The following is a 15,319-nucleotide window of genomic DNA, read 5'->3' as shown; positions in this document are numbered from 1 at the left end:
TCTGCGGGGATCGGCATCCTGCCGGAAGTATCATCAAAGGATTCGCTTTAAGGGACAACTCAGGGTCGTTTACGGTCATCCAGATGCAGTTGCAAAAATGTCAAATCCAGCCAGCGTCCAAACTTAGTTCCAACCTCCGTCATTCTGCCGGACTCAATAAATCCCAGTTTTTTATGCAGGGCAATGGATGCCGCATTTTCCGATTCAATCGCCGCCACCATAACGTGCTTCCCGGCTTCGCGAGCAAGCTGGATAAGCCCCTGCATCAGGGCGGCACCCGCGCCTTTACCTCGTGCATCTTTATGAACATAAACCGAATGCTCAACCGTATGACGATATCCGTCCCAGGGACGCCAGTCACCATAAGAGGCATATCCCAGCACGGTATCATCTTTGTCTGTCGCCACAATCACAGGAAAACCGGCCTGCTGGCGGCTGTTTATCCACGCGATGCGGTTAGCCACATCAATACGATTTTCATTCCAGATCGCGGTGGTGTTAAGCACCGCGTCGTTATAAATCTCTGCGATGATTTCAGCATCGCTCTCTACAGCCGCACGGATAATCATGGTGGACACCCCTTTGCTCACTCACTAAAGTAGATGAATTGTTCACTATGATACTTATCCATTATGTTAGATAAAATGTCCAGCAAAGAAGACAACCTGAACATCCGCATCGGTCAGAAGGTAAAAGAGGAAAGGGAAAAACGCGGCTGGTCACTTACCGAGCTGGCTGATAACTCAGGCGTTTCACGAGCGATGATCCATAAGATTGAGCGTGGGGAGAGCAGCCCGACAGCGGTTCTGTTAGCGCGCCTCTCAGGCTCGTTTGATATGACTATCTCACAGATGCTTGCTCAGACTGAAGTGCAAACCGGGACGCTGGTCAGGCATGAAAATCAGCCGGTGTGGCAGGATCCGGAAACCGGCTATCTGCGTCGCCACGTTTCACCGGGCGAGATGCCGGTCGATCTGGTCAGTGTCGAACTGCCGGCAAATACCGCTGTGCCGATGCCGGCAATCTCCTATGTTTCAAGACGCCAGCTGATATGGGTAATTGAAGGGACGCTGACTTTTGAAGCAGGTTCCAGCACCTATGAGATGGCTGCTGGCGACTGTCTGGAACTGGGCGATCCAGCTGATTGCGTGTTCAGAAATAAAACGACTCAGGGCTGTCGATATGCCGTTATCGTACTCCGGCCTGCCTGAGCAGGCAGACGGCATAAATCCCTGAGTAAATCGGCCATTAGCAGAGGGATGATTGTTACTCAGTCCGGCTATTGATCGCCTTTCAGGAATCAAATCGTCAGCCGGACTGAATCTGCTTAGGGAAAAATTATCTCCCCAGAATCTCTCTGCGGACAATCTCAGCGCCAGCACTTAACGCATGCAGTTTGCCATTAGCAACCTGACGCGGCAGTGGAATCATGCCGCAGTTGGTTGAAGGATAGAGATTTTCAGCATCCACAAACTGCAGCGCTTTGCGCAGCGTATTCGCCACTTCTTCAGGTGTCTCGATGGTATGGGTTGCCACATCGATGGCACCGACCATCACCTTCTTACCGCGAATCAGCTCGATCAGATCCATCGGAACCCGCGAGTTCTGACACTCCAGTGAGACAATATCGATAGCTGAACGCTGTAATTTAGGGAAGACCTCTTCGTACTGACGCCACTCTGTACCCAGAGTTTTCTTCCAGTCTGTATTCGCTTTAATGCCGTAGCCGTAGCAGATATGAACCGCGGTTTCACACTTCAGACCTTCGATGGCGCGCTCTAACGCGGCGATGCCCCAGTCGTTCACCTCATCGAAAAAGACGTTAAACGCAGGCTCATCAAACTGAATAATATCCACGCCAGCGGCTTCTAATTCTTTGGCTTCCTGATTCAGAATCTTTGCGAATTCCCAGGCCAGCTTTTCGCGGCTTTTATAGTGATTGTCATAAAGGGTATCGATCATCGTCATCGGACCCGGCAACGCCCACTTAATAGGACGATCGGTCAGCTTACGCAGGATTTTCGCATCTTCAACAAATACGGGTTTCTGACGTGAGACTTCACCCACCACGGTCGGGACGCTCGCATCATAGCGATTACGGATTCGAACCACTTCACGCTTTTCAAAATCCACACCGCTGAGGTGTTCAATAAACGTCGTCACGAAGTGCTGACGGGTCTGCTCGCCATCACTGACGATATCAATACCGGCACGAACCTGATCGTCCAGACACAGACGCAACGCATCTCTTTTGCCGTCAACTAACTCTTCATCCTGCAGTTTCCAGGGTGACCAGAGCACCTCTGGCTGCGCAATCCAGGAGGGTTTAGGCAAGCTGCCAGCAGTAGATGTCGGTAATAAGGTTTTCATAGCAGGTGACCTTCTATATTTAATTAATCAAAGAACGAATTCAGCAGACCATTGCGCGAGAAGTGTCTGATTCGGCTTAATAAAATGCGTCTCAGTAAACTTGCCCTGTTCGACGGCCAGGCGGCTGCGTTCTTCGCGATCGTAAACAATCCGGGTTAACGAATAATCCTGATGCTGCAGCGTGGGTTGATAGCACTGTCCCGCAGCAGAATTCGCGTTGTAAATTTCAGGGCGATAGATCTTCTGGAAAGTTTCCATGGTGCTGATGGTGCTGATCAGCTCGAGATTGGTGTAATCGCTGAGCAGGTCACCGTGGAAATAGAAAGCCAGCGGCGCAACACTGCCCTGCGGCATGAAGAAACGCACTTTCAGACCCATTTTTCCGAAATAGAAGTCAGTCAGGGAAGGTTCATCCTGCTGATATTCAATGCCCAATACCGGATGCTGATTACCGGTGCGCACGTAGGTGTTTTTGCTCGATACACTCAGGCAGATAACCGGCGATTTACTGAAGTTCTCTTTATAGACCGCTGAGTTCACGAAACTTTTGAAAATATTGCCATGCAGCTGACCAAAATCATCCGGCAGGCTGAATTCAGTCTGACCTTTGTTATGTTCTGACAGAACAACGCTGAAATCATAATCACGCACATAGGAAGAGAAGTTATTGCCGACAATCCCCTCGGTGCACTGACCGGTTTTATGATCCACGATATGCGTTTTTAAAATCTCAATCGCCGGGAACGTTTCGTCGCTGCTTCCGGGACGAAGATTCAGCTCAGCAGAAATAATCTCAAGTTCAACTGAGTAGCGGTCGCCCTTTGGATTGTCCCAGTGCGCCAGAGAGTTGAAACGATTGTCGATCATCACCAGGGCGTTGTGCAGGTTTTCCTGACGTTTTTCGCCGCGCGCTAAATTAGCGAAGTTAGTCGTCGCCCGCGTATTTTTCGAAGGATTATAGTTTTCGTCGAAACGAATGCGCTTGAGGGTAAAGGCTAAGTTGTTCATCGCTATCGGGTATCCTGGTCGCTGATATGCGTTGTTGCTTTTAAGGGTTATCCAGCGTGGCTATCCCTTTACAACTATTCATATGACTCAAAGTTATTAACAATTCTTACTTTATGCCTCAACACCCGGTTGAAAAAAAGTGATTAAATTTCAACGAACATGAAGGAAATTCATGTTGGGGCATTAAAGCGGGGAAATTTTCATGAGGCTGCGAGTCTTTTAACACCTGATGTAAAATCCGGGTGTAAAAAGCCTCGCACAAAGAGGGCTTAGCAAGAGATGTCAGAGGTGGAGTGATCTTTCGCCTCAACTTAAGGCGCGGAGGCTTTCATGATCCCATAATCAGGCACGCCAGCGTGCTGTTAGTCATTTAGCGGAAATCAATCGGTTCCCACCCGCAGAGCGTTAAACGCAGCATGGATGCAGCAGCTAATAAATCCCGGTCACAGCCAGGCAACACGACTAAATTTTATAAACGTTATCACACATCACTTTATGTGCGCCTGATTTTACCGAAAGCCTGCACGCTGCCTCTTTCATCAGTTTTCCCATCTCACTGTCGCGCATCGACTGCGTCAGGCGTGAAGCCGGACCGGTTAATGCCAGCGCCGCGAGCAGTTTGTTACCTTCACCAAACACCGGTACGGAGAATGCCGCGATATGCGGATCGCGGATACCTGACGTGAAGAGCGGGAGTTCAGGTACAGAGTCAAACAGAGGTTCATTCAGCCCCCAGTAACGAAGCACCTGCCCGATGGCAGAATTATCCAGCGGCAGATAAGTGCCGGGCAGACGTGTTTCACGCAGTCCTTCAGAGGGCTCCGCTCTGAAAAGACAGAGTCGTTGACCGTTTTCAATCACATACCATGTGGCGCTTTCGCCTGTCGCAGTCGCCAGTGCGTGAAGTTCAGGCTGAACGATACTGGCCAGATGAAAGGATTGTTCATAGAGCTTGCCCAGATAAAGCAGTCTTGGCCCCAGGGTATAAACGCCATTGTCGCGACGAATGACATAGTTCATGCGCTCAAGTGAGTTCATCAGACGATAAACTGTCGTTTTATGGTACCCCGAAAGCTGCGCCAGCGCGGTCAGCGTCAGTGATTCCTCACCAGGCCTGAAACAATCCAGCAGCGCCAGCGCTTTTTCTACGGCAATTACGCCTTCATTCCCCATCGGTACGTCCTCCTGTTTGCGACGGCAGGCAGTTTACCGCGCAATTTGTGATTCACATCGTATTTACATCACAAATGAATGCTTAACACTGGTGCGAACTCAATTAACATCGATATAGTAGTTTTATATTGTACAACTTAGTTGTGCCTGGTAAAACAAAGAGGATTAATCTATGCCCCATGCAGAGAATACCTTCATCAATCGCGACATTATCCGTATCGCACCAGAGCGCGTAAAACAGGCTGCTCAGTTTCAGGCGGCGATCCTTGCTGATGTTGCCGGACGACGCGGAACGCTGCACGGTCGCGTAAAACCTGTGTCCCCCACAATGAAAGTCGCCGGACCGGCTATCACTGTCGAGGTGAGACCGGGCGACAACCTGGCGATCCACGCCGCGCTGGCGATTGCCCAGCCGGGCGATGTCATTGTGGTCGATGGCAAAGGCGATATCAGCTGTGCATTAATCGGTGAGATAATGTCCACTCAGGCAGAAGCCTCCGGCATCGCCGGAATTATTATTGATGGTGCGGTGCGTGACGCAGATGCACTGAGCGCGAACGGCTTTCCGGTTTTCTCTGCGGGCCTGAATCCCTGCGGCCCGACCAAGTCCATTGCGGGACGGGTCAACTACCCTGTTTCTGTGGCGGGCGCAGCCATTCAGCCAGGCGATCTCGTCATCGGGGATATTGATGGCGTGGTGGTTCTGCCGCGTGAAGACGTTCCTGCGTTGCTCGAACTGGCCCAGAAAAAACTCGATTTCGAAACCAGCCGTATCGCAGCAATTCGTGATGGCGACCTTCGCGCGCCGTGGTTAGAGAAAGCCCTGCAAACCGCTGGCATGCTGGTCGATGGGGAGTCGCTCTGATGACAACCTCTTCTCCCGTGATCCTGGTGACGGGTAATGACCTGGCACCGCAGGCAGTAAACCTGCTTAGTGACTTCAGCATTGTTTATGCCGGCAAACAGCCCAGCGAAGATAGCCTGTTCCAGCTCTGCCAGCAGCATAATCCTGTGGCGATTATCGTCCGATACGGAAAAATCAACGCCCGCATTATGGATGCCGCGCCTGACCTGCGGGTTATTTCCAAACACGGCAGCGGCATTGACGTTATCGACCAAAAGGCGGCGGCTGAACGTCATATCAGTGTTCAGTCAGCCCCGGGGGCCAACGCAGCGGCCGTGGCCGAGCATACCTGGGCGTTAATTTTAGCCTGTGCAAAATCGGTGATACCGCTTGATCAACGCATGCGCCAGGGACACTGGGACAAATCGACCCATAAGTCGGTGGAGCTGGAGGGCAGAACGCTGGGTCTGGTAGGGCTTGGTGCCATAGGCGGTCGTGTTGCCCGTATTGGCCGTGCTTTTGGCATGAAGGTGCTTGCCTATGATCCTTTTGCCAGAACCTTTCCCGATGAGTGTGAATCCTCTTCACTTGACGACCTGCTGCAACAGGCAGATGTCATTTCGCTGCACTGCCCGTTAACCGAACAGACGCGCCAGATGATTAACGCTGAGAAACTGGCTCTGTTTAAAAAAGGCGCCATCCTGGTGAACACGGCACGCGGTGGTCTCATTGATGAAGAAGCGCTGTTAGCGGCGCTGGATAATGGCACTGTCGCCTGGGCCGCACTGGACAGTTTTGCCACTGAACCCCTGACTGCGCCGCATATCTGGCAGAGTGTTAAGAATGTGATTCTTTCGCCACACATCGGCGGCGTCAGCGATAACTCCTACGTGAAGATGGGCACCGTCGCGGCCAGTAACATATTAAGCGTACTGGCAGAACCACTGAAAAACGAAAGTCCGGTAGCCTGAACCGCCCTCTCCAGCCGATCAGACAGGTAACAGCGCTGTCTGGTCGGCTGGTTAATGGGTTTAATCTGCTGCATTAGAGCGTAATGCTTAGCTTTCAGGGTTTCCGATACGAATCTTATTCTGTTCTATGCCGTCCTGGCTTACTTGCCTTCGCCCACATAAATGGGTTTATTACCCTTCAATCGTTAACGACTCTTCTCGCGTATTGAATGAGGTGGCTGCCTGCAGCGGTTTCTTTGAAGTGTTAATTGTAGGGCATGTGTTATGAAGGATATGTCCGCTATGAGCAAGGAACGGATGACTAGCTTGCAGCAAGACGGGGGCAGGATTTATTGGGGTTATATCCACTGTTTTTTTGGATTATAACGCGATATCCGATGAGTTCAGCAAATGTCCTTCCGTTGATGTTTAAGTATAATGATAATGTTTATCAACAAAAGGATATTGTTATGTATGGGTTTATGATGATTCTGGCTGTTCTTGTACTCAATGCATGTACTACTTATTCACCTGTTAAAGTTGAACAACCCAAGCCCCTTCGACAAGATCGGCCCGTTTACCCATACTATGCGGCTAAGAACCGGATAGAAGGTATGGTTAAGTTTAACTTTGACGTTGATGCAGAAGGCAGGGTAAGTCAGATGAGAATTATCGAGTCTACGCCAGACCACTTGTTCGATGATGCTGTAATAACAGCCGTATCAAAATGGCGTTTTGAAAAGGGCAAACCTGCCAGGAATCTTCCCATGACTGTAAAATTAAAAGTGCAAAAATAGATTTAATTTTAAGGCTGCATGAATGAAAATTAATGACTGTAATTCAGGAGGTTATTATGGCTGAATGTTGTTCTTCTAAATATTAACATAAATTATTATCCGATGTCCGCTTCTGGCACAAAGCGGATATCTGCATCAGATAAAGTCCGATATGTGCAAAAGCGAAAACACAAGATACGGATTAATCCAGATCAAATCCTGATAGCATCTCGAACCGTATCAAACGTTTTTCCCGGGCAGATGTATTATTTTCTAATCTCGGCTCTGTACTACTGAGCCGGAATGACGTCGCCAGAGCACTACGGAAATCGCCGTAATGAACAGTGTCAGGAAAGCTGAAATAAGCAGCGTACCGCCTACGCCGTCCCGTTCCAGCAGCATGGCATAAGCAGAAGGGGCAAGTGCCGCGAGAAAAAATCCTGGTGATAACAGCATGCCTGTTTTGCGGGCGTAATGTTGCGGATCAAACAGCACGAGAGGAAGTAAGGCCTTCACGACCGTGCACAGTCCGTTCACGGCTCCATAACCCAGGACGAAGAGGGCTGTAGCCACAGGCGTAACGTACCCCGCAAGGCCGGTCATAAAACAGAGTGGCAGCAGGATACCGGTAATAAGGTTCAGGCGTAGTGCGGAGATTCGTGCGCCGGAGGCCACGTCCAGCAGGCGGGCACTCACCTGTCCCACGCCCCAAAGCATGCCGGCCAGGGCAGGCATGCTATAAGCGGCCAGTATCTGGGGGAAATGCGTAGACACGCCGGTGGAGACAAAGCTGAGCAGCGCTATCAGGGCGGCATACCACAGGCCGCTGATAAATCCTTTTCGTTCCTCTGCGGTCCCTGCCGCCGGAAGCTCAGATCGACCAGCAGCGGGAGGTTTTACCCGACGGCCTGCCGGAACGGCGGTCAGAAAAAGCAGGCCCACCAGACCCGCACACCCGTAAACGAGTAAGGCATGCCGCCAGTCGGTAATGTGCAGCAGGGCCGCGCCAGCAGTCCAGAACACAGCTGACGCGAGGCCGCCCAGCAGTGTAACCAGAGAGACTGCCCTTCGGGCCCCTGCACCTGCGGTTTCCACAAGCAGGGCAAACGCAGCGTCATACAAGGCAAGGCGCATGCCGACTCCCGTCAGGACCCAAACCGCAATCCATGCCACCGTGGAATGGGTAATCGCCATCAGAAAACACCCAATGGTTATGGCGAAGGTTCCCGCCATCATCATCATGCGTCCTCCGGTCCGGGCCATGACGGAACCGGTCAGCGGTGAAACCAGCCCCATAACCAGCATGGCAACGGTCAGACCAGAGAATGTCACCACGGGAGACCAGCCCGTCTCCGCCATGATGGCGGCTCCGAAAACGCCCGGCATGTAGAACGTAATACCCCAGTTAATAAGCTGTGTCATACCGATACAGAAAATGCTGAGGCCTGTCAGATGTCCGGCTGTCAAACTATGCTCTCCGCAAGCGTGGAGTCGCCCTGTCCAAGCGTGCGCTGCAGAATGACCGTATCGAGCCAGCGCCCGTGCTTGAATCCTACCGAACTGAGTGTGCCAGTGATGCTGAAGCCTGCGGCGCGGTGCAGGGCAAGGGAGGCAGTATTTTCGCTATTACCTACCACGGCCACGAGCTGGCGAAAGCCACGGGCTTCTGCCCAGGCTATCGCAAGGGATAACAGCATTTTGCCGTAGCCCCGCCCCTGACAAGTGGCGTCAATATAGACTGAGTCTTCCAGGGTAAACCGGTAGGCGCGCCGTTCCCTGTAAAATGACAGGTAGCAGTATCCCCGGACCTGCCCATCATCAACCGCCACAAACCAGGGCAGTCCTGCTGAACGCACCTTTTGCAGGCGGGCTGCCATTTCAGGTACATCTGGCGGTTCGGTTTCAAAAGTGGCGGTGCCATGTAATACGTGATAAGCATAAATCTGCTGGATAGCAGTAATATGTCTTTCATCTGCTTCAGTTATTTCCATCGGTATTGCTCTTTATCCGGTCAGAAACAAAGACTAACCCGGGTAAATAATTTCAGACAGGCCGCAGGACTTATCAGCGGTATAAGGAAAACTTTGGCATGGCAAACCTGAACCTTGATCACCTTGCTACTTTCAGGATGGTCATCAGCCGGGGCAGTTTCTCCGGAGCGGCAGAAGCACTCGGACTATCACAGCCTGCTGTCAGCCTGCAGATAAGACAGCTGGAGCAGGCACTCCATGTCCGGCTTATTGAGAGAACCAGCCGGGGGATAAGGCCCACTCCTGCCGGGCTGACTTTTTCTGAGCACTGTATGAAAATTGATTCAGTGGTAAATACGGCCATTGAATCGGTGTCTCTGCATTCAGACGACATCACCGGCACCGTTACTGTTGGCACTGGTGCAACAGCCTGTATTCATCTTCTGCCTCCCTTACTGCAACAGCTGCGACAGGCACATCCCCTGCTGAAAGTAGACGTACGCACGGGCAATACTTCCGATATTGTTCGGAGCGTAGGAGAGAATCGTATAGACATTGGACTTGTAACGCTTCCAGTAACCGGCAAATGCCTGAGCGTAAGCCCGCTGGGTACTGATGAGTTTGTCGTTATCATGGAAAAGGATGCATCAGAGCAGAGTGCGAACCCGCTGTCTCCCGACGCCCTTTTGTCACTGCCGCTGATTATCTTTGAACCCGGAAGCGGGACACGCGCCCTAATCGACGAATGGTTCCGGTATGCCGGGCATACTGCCAGCCCTGTGATGGAACTTGGCAGTATTGAAGCAATCAAAAGAATGGTACGTTCCGGTCTGGGCTACAGCATCGTTCCCCTTATGTCCGTTGCTGGTATGGAAGAAAGTCAGGGTCTCAGCCTTTACTCTGTGACGCCCTCGCTTCACCGGACTCTGGGGACAGTAATGCGGGAGGATCGGATTGTCAGCAGGGGCATAAGTGAAGTGCTGAAAAGACTAAACGCCAGTTTTGCAAAAGATGAAAGCAGATAAATATCACTCAATATATTTATCTGACAGATCCGGCCTGCTCAGCTCCGAAAAATATCCTTGCTGCTTAAGCCTCTGATGTCCGCTTCTGGCACAAAGCGGACCATCGTCCAGGCTTATGCCTGCTATGAGCGAAGAGCGATTACTCACAGATCCGGGGCTTGATAATAAAGCACTCTCGATTTTAATAAGATTTTTATTTACCCATCCATAAGCCCTCTCTCGTTACAGGCGTCATATTTGAAGAGTTCCCCCTTCATTTTTCCCTGCCATCGGTTTATAAACTCTACCGTGTCGGTTTTTATAAGATGGGCTTTGAGCGCGTCCTGATCTATCCATCGTTCTGATATAAGCAATCTTCCGGTCTGATAGTCCTCCACGACAGCGTTATATGAAAGGTTTCCATCACGTTGTCGAACGGCATTCGCCAATAACTTAAGTTCTCCCATAAATTGTTCCAGGACAGAAGGATCAATGTACATATAACCGGAAATGATAAGCATCTTATTTTTCCTTTAACTGACTGCTACTCGCCCTCAGAAAATGGCTGATCAGGTATGGGGTTATCAGAAGTTAGTCAGCACAATTTTGCCCTGGATACTTCCTGACGAAGCGCGCCGATGTGCGGCTGATGCCATGGCTAACGGATAGGTGTTGTCAATCACGACGTTGATAATGCCTTTTTCCAGTAAAAGCCCCGCTTCGGATAGCTGCAGACCACTTGAACGCACTTGCGTTGTTGACACAGTAATCCCTTTTTGAGCAGCCTCAGTCTGCCCGGTAAAACTCAAAGGATTCACCAGAAATAGTGCTCCGCCCTGTCTGATGCAGCTTAAAAAGCGCTCTATATGCTTTCCGCCAACAGCATCAATAACCAGATCGACGTTTTTCACTACATTCTCAGCGGCTACTTTGGTGTAGTCGATAAAATCATCCGCACCCAGTTCGCGCATAAGCACTTCATGACGGGAAGAAGCGACGGCAATGACTCTCGCACCCTTCCACTTCGCGATCTGAACAGCAATGTGCCCTACGCCTCCTCCTGCACCGTTAACCATCACCGTCTGGCCTTCAAGCAGAACCGGTTTATGGTTTAAAGATTGAAACGGATTGGGCGCATCATGGCCGACGTCGACAAGAAATTGCCACGTGGTGAGCAGTGACATCGGGGCACCCGCTGCCCGGATATGGTCTATTCCCTGAGGTTTTAACGCCACCTCTGATGCAGGAACGCTTACATAGTCGGCATAAGCTCCACTACCGGCCATTACCCCATCAGGAAAACGCACCATTGAATAGACTTCATCTCCGGTGCTGAATGCGGAAACATTTTCGCCCACGGCTTCGATAACTCCTGAAACATCCGTTCCCAGGATTAAGGGAAAGTGGGGTTCGGGCCGCCACTCAGGCGGAAGCGCCCGATAACCATCACGCAGATACAAGTCTGGTGGGTTCAGACTTGCGGCATGCACGCGCACAAGGACTTCGTCAGCCCCGATAGTTGGGCGGGGTGCATCTTCATACCTGAGATTCTCCGGGCCACCAAACGCATGTAGCTGTACTGCTTTCATCATTTCAGTCATGGCAATTTCACTCCAAAACAGATTCAGGTGCCAGAATATGACCAATTGTGATGATTGATAATGGGGCTGGATTTCGCTTTAATATTGCCATGAAGGAACAAATAATCTTTGAAAGACTAACAGGTCTGATTGCATTCGCTCGTGCGGGATCGCTCGGCAGCTTTACCGCTGCCGCTCGCTCGCTGGCAGTATCCCCTTCCGCGATAAGTAAAAGTATCCAGAGACTGGAGCAGCGTCTTGGCATCACATTGTTCACCCGAACCACCCGTTCGCTGGTGCTGACTGCTGAGGGTCGTGAACTGCACGAGCGCACGCTGCAGTTATTACGCGATGCTGAGGAGCTTGAGCAGGTCGCCATGCGATCGCGAGAGGAGCCAGCGGGAACATTACGCATTGCGGCATCGTTTCCCATTGGTGTTCATGTGATCGCGCCTCTCCTTCCGCAATTCTGTGCACTTCATCCTAAAGTGACAATCGACTTAAAGCTGAGTGATCGCGTAATTAGCATTGTTGACGAGAGTATTGATATAGCCATCCGGATCGGCGACCTCGCAGATTCAAATCTTCTGTCGCGTCGTTTGTCTCCATATCAAATAGGTTGTTATGCTTCGCCAGATTATTTGACCCGATGCCCGGAACCCGAACACCCCAATGATCTTATCGGGCATAAAACGGTTAATTTGCGATATCAAAATACGGGGCAGATTTTTCGCTGGCCGTTCCGGGTTGGCGAGCGGGAGATTGAAATTGTGCCATCATCTGCTGTCATCGTCGATGCAAGCGAGGCCGTTATCGCGGCTGTGGCGGCCGGTGCCGGAATAGGCATGGTGGCGAGTTTTATGGCTGCTTCCTGGGTTAAGCGCGGGGAGTTAGTGCCCCTTCTCACTGATTTTTCAGTAGAGCGGCATAATATTTCTGCGGTATGGCATGCGAGCAGGCGTTCAAATCCTGCTGTACGCGCCTTTATTGATCTCATGCTTAACAGTTCTGAACGCTCTTAAACTGGGTATTGTCAGTAAATCCCCAAAGGTAAGTTCTTTCCGCATCTGACACATAACAGACATCAACAACCAGCAGACTGATTCAGTTAATGACAGGATGTGGAATTTTTATATGGCAGAGATAAAGCCGGAAGAACCCGCCTGCAGAGGCGCTGATAAGCGTCTGCAGGCGGGATTACTTTATTTACTGACTGACGAAGCGCTATTTTCAACGTCGATGGTTAACTCTTTTTTGCGGCCCATGACCAGCACGGCAATGCCGCCGATGCCACAGAGGATAGCCAGTGGCACCATAGCCAGCGTATGGCTGCCGGTCGCCTGATTGATAATGCCATAAACGTTGACCATCACCCCACCGCCGATCAGATTCGCCATCGCACCGATAGCCGCCAGACCCGCTGCAGCGGTAGTCGATGACATCCATCCCGATGCCAGCGCCCAGAAAGGTCCTTTCATTGAGTAGGCTCCGATTAATACCAGCGACAGGATCACCACACTGCCAGTCAGACTATTGGTGATAAAGGCTGACAGCAGGCCACCTGCAATTAAGAACAGCGTTAACGCGGTGTGCCAGCGACGCTCGCCGCTGCGGTCAGAACTTCTCCCCCAGATAATCATCAGAATGGAGGCCAGGCCGTAGGGAATCGCATTGACTAAACCGGTGGTGAAGTTATCCAGTCCAAACGATTTAAGCAGTTGCGGAGACCAGACGCTCAGCGTTGAGCCCGCCGCAGACGCGCCTGCATAAATCAGCGCCATCACCCAGATATGTTTGTGACGCAGCAACTGCCACAAAGAGATATGACCTATCGCCTTCTTCTTCGCATTTTCGGCTTCGAGTGTGCTGTTCAGCCACGCTTTTTGTTCCTGATTTAACCAGCTGGCATTAGTGGGACGATTGCTCAGTAAAAAGAAGGCTGCAATTCCCAGAATGACCGCCGGAATACCCTCAAGGATAAATAACCAGTGCCAGCCACGCATACCGTACCAGCCATCCAGTGACAAAATCAGACCAGAAATGGGCGATCCAATAAAGTTCGCCGCAGGAATGGCCACCATAAAGGTAGCAATCACGCGTGCACGGTACTTTCCGGGGATCCAGTAAGTCAGATAAAGAATGACGCCAGGGAAAAATCCGGCCTCAGCGGCACCCAGTAAAAAGCGCAATATATAGAGTGTATTGGCACTTTCAACAAAGGCGGTACAGACAGAGATGATACCCCACGACACCATGATGCGAGAGATCCAAATCTTTGCGCCAATTTTCTGCATGGCCAGATTGCTGGGCACTTCAAACAGGAAGTAACCGACAAAAAACAGACTACTCGCAAAACCAAATACCGCTTTCGACAATCCTAAATCTTCGTTCATCTGCAACGAAGCCATCCCAATGTTGCCGCGATCAATAATGGCAATCAGATAACAAACAATCAGGAAGGGCAAAATGCGCCAGACCACCTTCTTGACGGTCTGCTGCTCAATATCGGCAGAGAAAGTCGGGATGTGCTGTTTTTCAGACATGATGATCCTCACAATTTTGTCATTGCTTTACGTGCAATCCGCAAAGCGCTTTGTTTTACCCTGTAAAACTTCAATGTACTGAGTAAAACCATTATCACGATAAAAATTCTTCCCCGCCGGAAGATGTAATGAGGTTGTGTTATTTGTCACAAAAAAGTATTCGTCAACCTTAGTTTATGTGACGAGTATGTCGTTACCGGGTGGAGTTCATCGATCTTTTCAATGAAGTGACGACAGAAGAACGGGAAAGAGTGAGGGGGAACAGAGTAATTTGAGCGCCGCTGTCGGGAAGTGAGGCCTTAGCGCTTGTGTGAAGGTATCAGCCAGCGTCTGAGAAGTTCGCAGCTGATGAAGCACTCGCCTGCCACTGTCGGACGGTCACATCATAAAATTCCCTGACCGATAACGGCGAGTTTCTCCTCACAGTATCCGATAACGTCATTATTCGCGGTGTTACGGTGAAAAGAGAGGGATGCTATGAAATACCAAATTACTGGCCTGAACGCCGGGCAATTTGCTCATCTTTTTGGACAGAGCGATGAATATCTGAGAAAACACCATGCAGTACGACAAACGGTAGAGTGCTATCCGGGTTATCCCGACAGAATCTCATTATGCGATATCCCGGTCGGAGAAACTGCTCTCCTGATTAATCACATCTATCAGCCTGCAGCCACGCCCTATTTTGGTACTCATGCAATCTATATATGGGAGGGATGCACCCGCCAAGGCATTTACATCAATGAATTACCTGAAGTCCTGCTAAGCAGAACGCTGTCATTAAGGGCCTATGACGGAAAGCATTTTTTAAGAGAGGCAGATATAGCTGAGGGGAAAGTTGCTGAAAAGCTCATCGGCCATTTTTTTGCCGATCCGAAGATTAGTTATATCCAGATACATAATGCGAAACGGGGATGCTATTCCTGCTGTGCAGAACGTTTTGAATGACGGTTTGTATTGAGAAGCCCTATCCGCAACAGGAAATTATTCGTCTCAAGGGTCGCTTCCGTATCATGACCCTCTTCTGAAGAGGGTACTAAGAATTATGTCAGTAATCCTGCCCTATCCAATATGGCAAAAGGAGTACCTGTTTCTGGAGGG

General features: G+C 50.6%; 16 protein-coding genes. 7 read left to right on the top strand and 9 right to left on the bottom strand.

Annotation, left to right across the window (positions count from 1 at the left end):
- Positions 1 to 59: 59 nt before the first annotated feature.
- Positions 60 to 569, bottom strand: a complete 510-nt coding sequence (locus LC417_RS11615) for a GNAT family N-acetyltransferase (protein WP_050679425.1) — start codon at positions 567 to 569, stop codon at positions 60 to 62.
- A gap of 63 nt (positions 570 to 632) precedes the next feature.
- Here LC417_RS11615 and LC417_RS11610 point away from each other — a divergent pair, with 63 nt between their 5' ends.
- Positions 633 to 1,211, top strand: coding sequence for an XRE family transcriptional regulator (locus LC417_RS11610; RefSeq protein WP_223565867.1), 579 nt, complete (start codon positions 633 to 635; stop codon positions 1,209 to 1,211).
- Positions 1,212 to 1,338: 127 nt separating this feature from the next.
- Here LC417_RS11610 and LC417_RS11605 read toward each other — a convergent pair whose 3' ends face one another.
- From LC417_RS11605 to LC417_RS11595, 3 genes are all read right to left on the bottom strand, one after another.
- Entirely contained in the window at positions 1,339 to 2,370 is a 1,032-nt protein-coding gene (locus LC417_RS11605) for a methionine synthase (RefSeq protein WP_062759120.1), read from the bottom strand.
- A gap of 27 nt (positions 2,371 to 2,397) precedes the next feature.
- Positions 2,398 to 3,378: a DUF1852 domain-containing protein gene (locus LC417_RS11600; RefSeq protein WP_033768596.1), complete on the bottom strand. Its 981-nt coding sequence runs from the start codon at positions 3,376 to 3,378 to the stop codon at positions 2,398 to 2,400.
- A gap of 462 nt (positions 3,379 to 3,840) precedes the next feature.
- Complete coding sequence (locus LC417_RS11595) at positions 3,841 to 4,551, bottom strand: IclR family transcriptional regulator (RefSeq protein ID WP_010247520.1); 711 nt, start codon at positions 4,549 to 4,551, stop codon at positions 3,841 to 3,843.
- 172 nt (positions 4,552 to 4,723) lie between these two features.
- On the opposite strand from LC417_RS11595, the gene LC417_RS11590 reads away from it, so the two are divergent.
- The 3 genes from LC417_RS11590 to LC417_RS11580 all read left to right on the top strand — a co-directional run bounded on the left by LC417_RS11590 (position 4,724) and on the right by LC417_RS11580 (position 7,142).
- The gene (locus LC417_RS11590) at positions 4,724 to 5,416 is read left to right on the top strand and encodes an RraA family protein (protein WP_061902258.1); all 693 of its coding nucleotides are present in this window, start codon (positions 4,724 to 4,726) and stop codon (positions 5,414 to 5,416) included.
- Positions 5,416 to 6,366, top strand: a complete 951-nt coding sequence (locus LC417_RS11585; RefSeq protein ID WP_223565866.1) for a hydroxyacid dehydrogenase — start codon at positions 5,416 to 5,418, stop codon at positions 6,364 to 6,366. Before LC417_RS11590 ends, LC417_RS11585 begins: the two co-directional genes overlap by 1 nt.
- Positions 6,367 to 6,743: 377 nt before the next feature.
- Positions 6,744 to 7,142 (top strand): TonB family protein, encoded by a 399-nt coding sequence (locus LC417_RS11580; RefSeq protein WP_223565865.1) that lies wholly within the window; start codon positions 6,744 to 6,746, stop codon positions 7,140 to 7,142.
- 252 nt (positions 7,143 to 7,394) lie between these two features.
- On the opposite strand, the gene LC417_RS11575 is transcribed toward LC417_RS11580, so the two are convergent.
- On the bottom strand, positions 7,395 to 8,588 hold the full coding sequence (locus LC417_RS11575) for an MFS transporter (RefSeq protein WP_223565864.1): 1,194 nt from the start codon (positions 8,586 to 8,588) through the stop codon (positions 7,395 to 7,397).
- Positions 8,585 to 9,112 carry a GNAT family N-acetyltransferase gene (locus LC417_RS11570; protein ID WP_223565863.1) on the bottom strand — a complete coding sequence of 176 codons (528 nt, stop codon included), beginning with the start codon at positions 9,110 to 9,112 and terminating at the stop codon, positions 8,585 to 8,587. Before LC417_RS11570 ends, LC417_RS11575 begins: the two co-directional genes overlap by 4 nt.
- A 98-nt stretch (positions 9,113 to 9,210) precedes the next feature.
- Between LC417_RS11570 and LC417_RS11565 the strand changes: the two genes are divergently transcribed.
- On the top strand, positions 9,211 to 10,116 hold the full coding sequence (locus LC417_RS11565) for a LysR family transcriptional regulator (RefSeq protein ID WP_033773779.1): 906 nt from the start codon (positions 9,211 to 9,213) through the stop codon (positions 10,114 to 10,116).
- Between the two features lie 197 nt (positions 10,117 to 10,313).
- Here LC417_RS11565 and LC417_RS11560 read toward each other — a convergent pair whose 3' ends face one another.
- Both LC417_RS11560 and LC417_RS11555 read right to left on the bottom strand, forming a co-directional pair.
- Positions 10,314 to 10,616 carry a putative quinol monooxygenase gene (locus LC417_RS11560; protein ID WP_187506388.1) on the bottom strand — a complete coding sequence of 101 codons (303 nt, stop codon included), beginning with the start codon at positions 10,614 to 10,616 and terminating at the stop codon, positions 10,314 to 10,316.
- Between the two features lie 63 nt (positions 10,617 to 10,679).
- Positions 10,680 to 11,696 (bottom strand): NADP-dependent oxidoreductase, encoded by a 1,017-nt coding sequence (locus tag LC417_RS11555; protein ID WP_223565862.1) that lies wholly within the window; start codon positions 11,694 to 11,696, stop codon positions 10,680 to 10,682.
- 89 nt (positions 11,697 to 11,785) lie between these two features.
- Here LC417_RS11555 and LC417_RS11550 point away from each other — a divergent pair, with 89 nt between their 5' ends.
- On the top strand, positions 11,786 to 12,697 hold the full coding sequence (locus LC417_RS11550) for a LysR family transcriptional regulator (protein WP_223566035.1): 912 nt from the start codon (positions 11,786 to 11,788) through the stop codon (positions 12,695 to 12,697).
- A 180-nt stretch (positions 12,698 to 12,877) separates the two neighbouring features.
- On the opposite strand, the gene LC417_RS11545 is transcribed toward LC417_RS11550, so the two are convergent.
- Entirely contained in the window at positions 12,878 to 14,218 is a 1,341-nt protein-coding gene (locus LC417_RS11545; protein WP_010259093.1) for an MFS transporter, read from the bottom strand.
- A 477-nt stretch (positions 14,219 to 14,695) separates the two neighbouring features.
- Here LC417_RS11545 and LC417_RS11540 point away from each other — a divergent pair, with 477 nt between their 5' ends.
- Positions 14,696 to 15,166, top strand: a complete 471-nt coding sequence (locus tag LC417_RS11540; RefSeq protein WP_223565861.1) for a DUF1203 domain-containing protein — start codon at positions 14,696 to 14,698, stop codon at positions 15,164 to 15,166.
- Positions 15,167 to 15,319: the final 153 nt, after the last annotated feature.

Source organism: Pantoea sp. OVA07A (genome assembly GCF_019969975.1).
Classification (GTDB): Bacteria; Pseudomonadota; Gammaproteobacteria; order Enterobacterales; family Enterobacteriaceae; genus Pantoea; species Pantoea agglomerans.
Note: the sequence above shows the minus strand (reverse complement) of the source record. Positions and strands in the feature narration are given on the sequence as shown.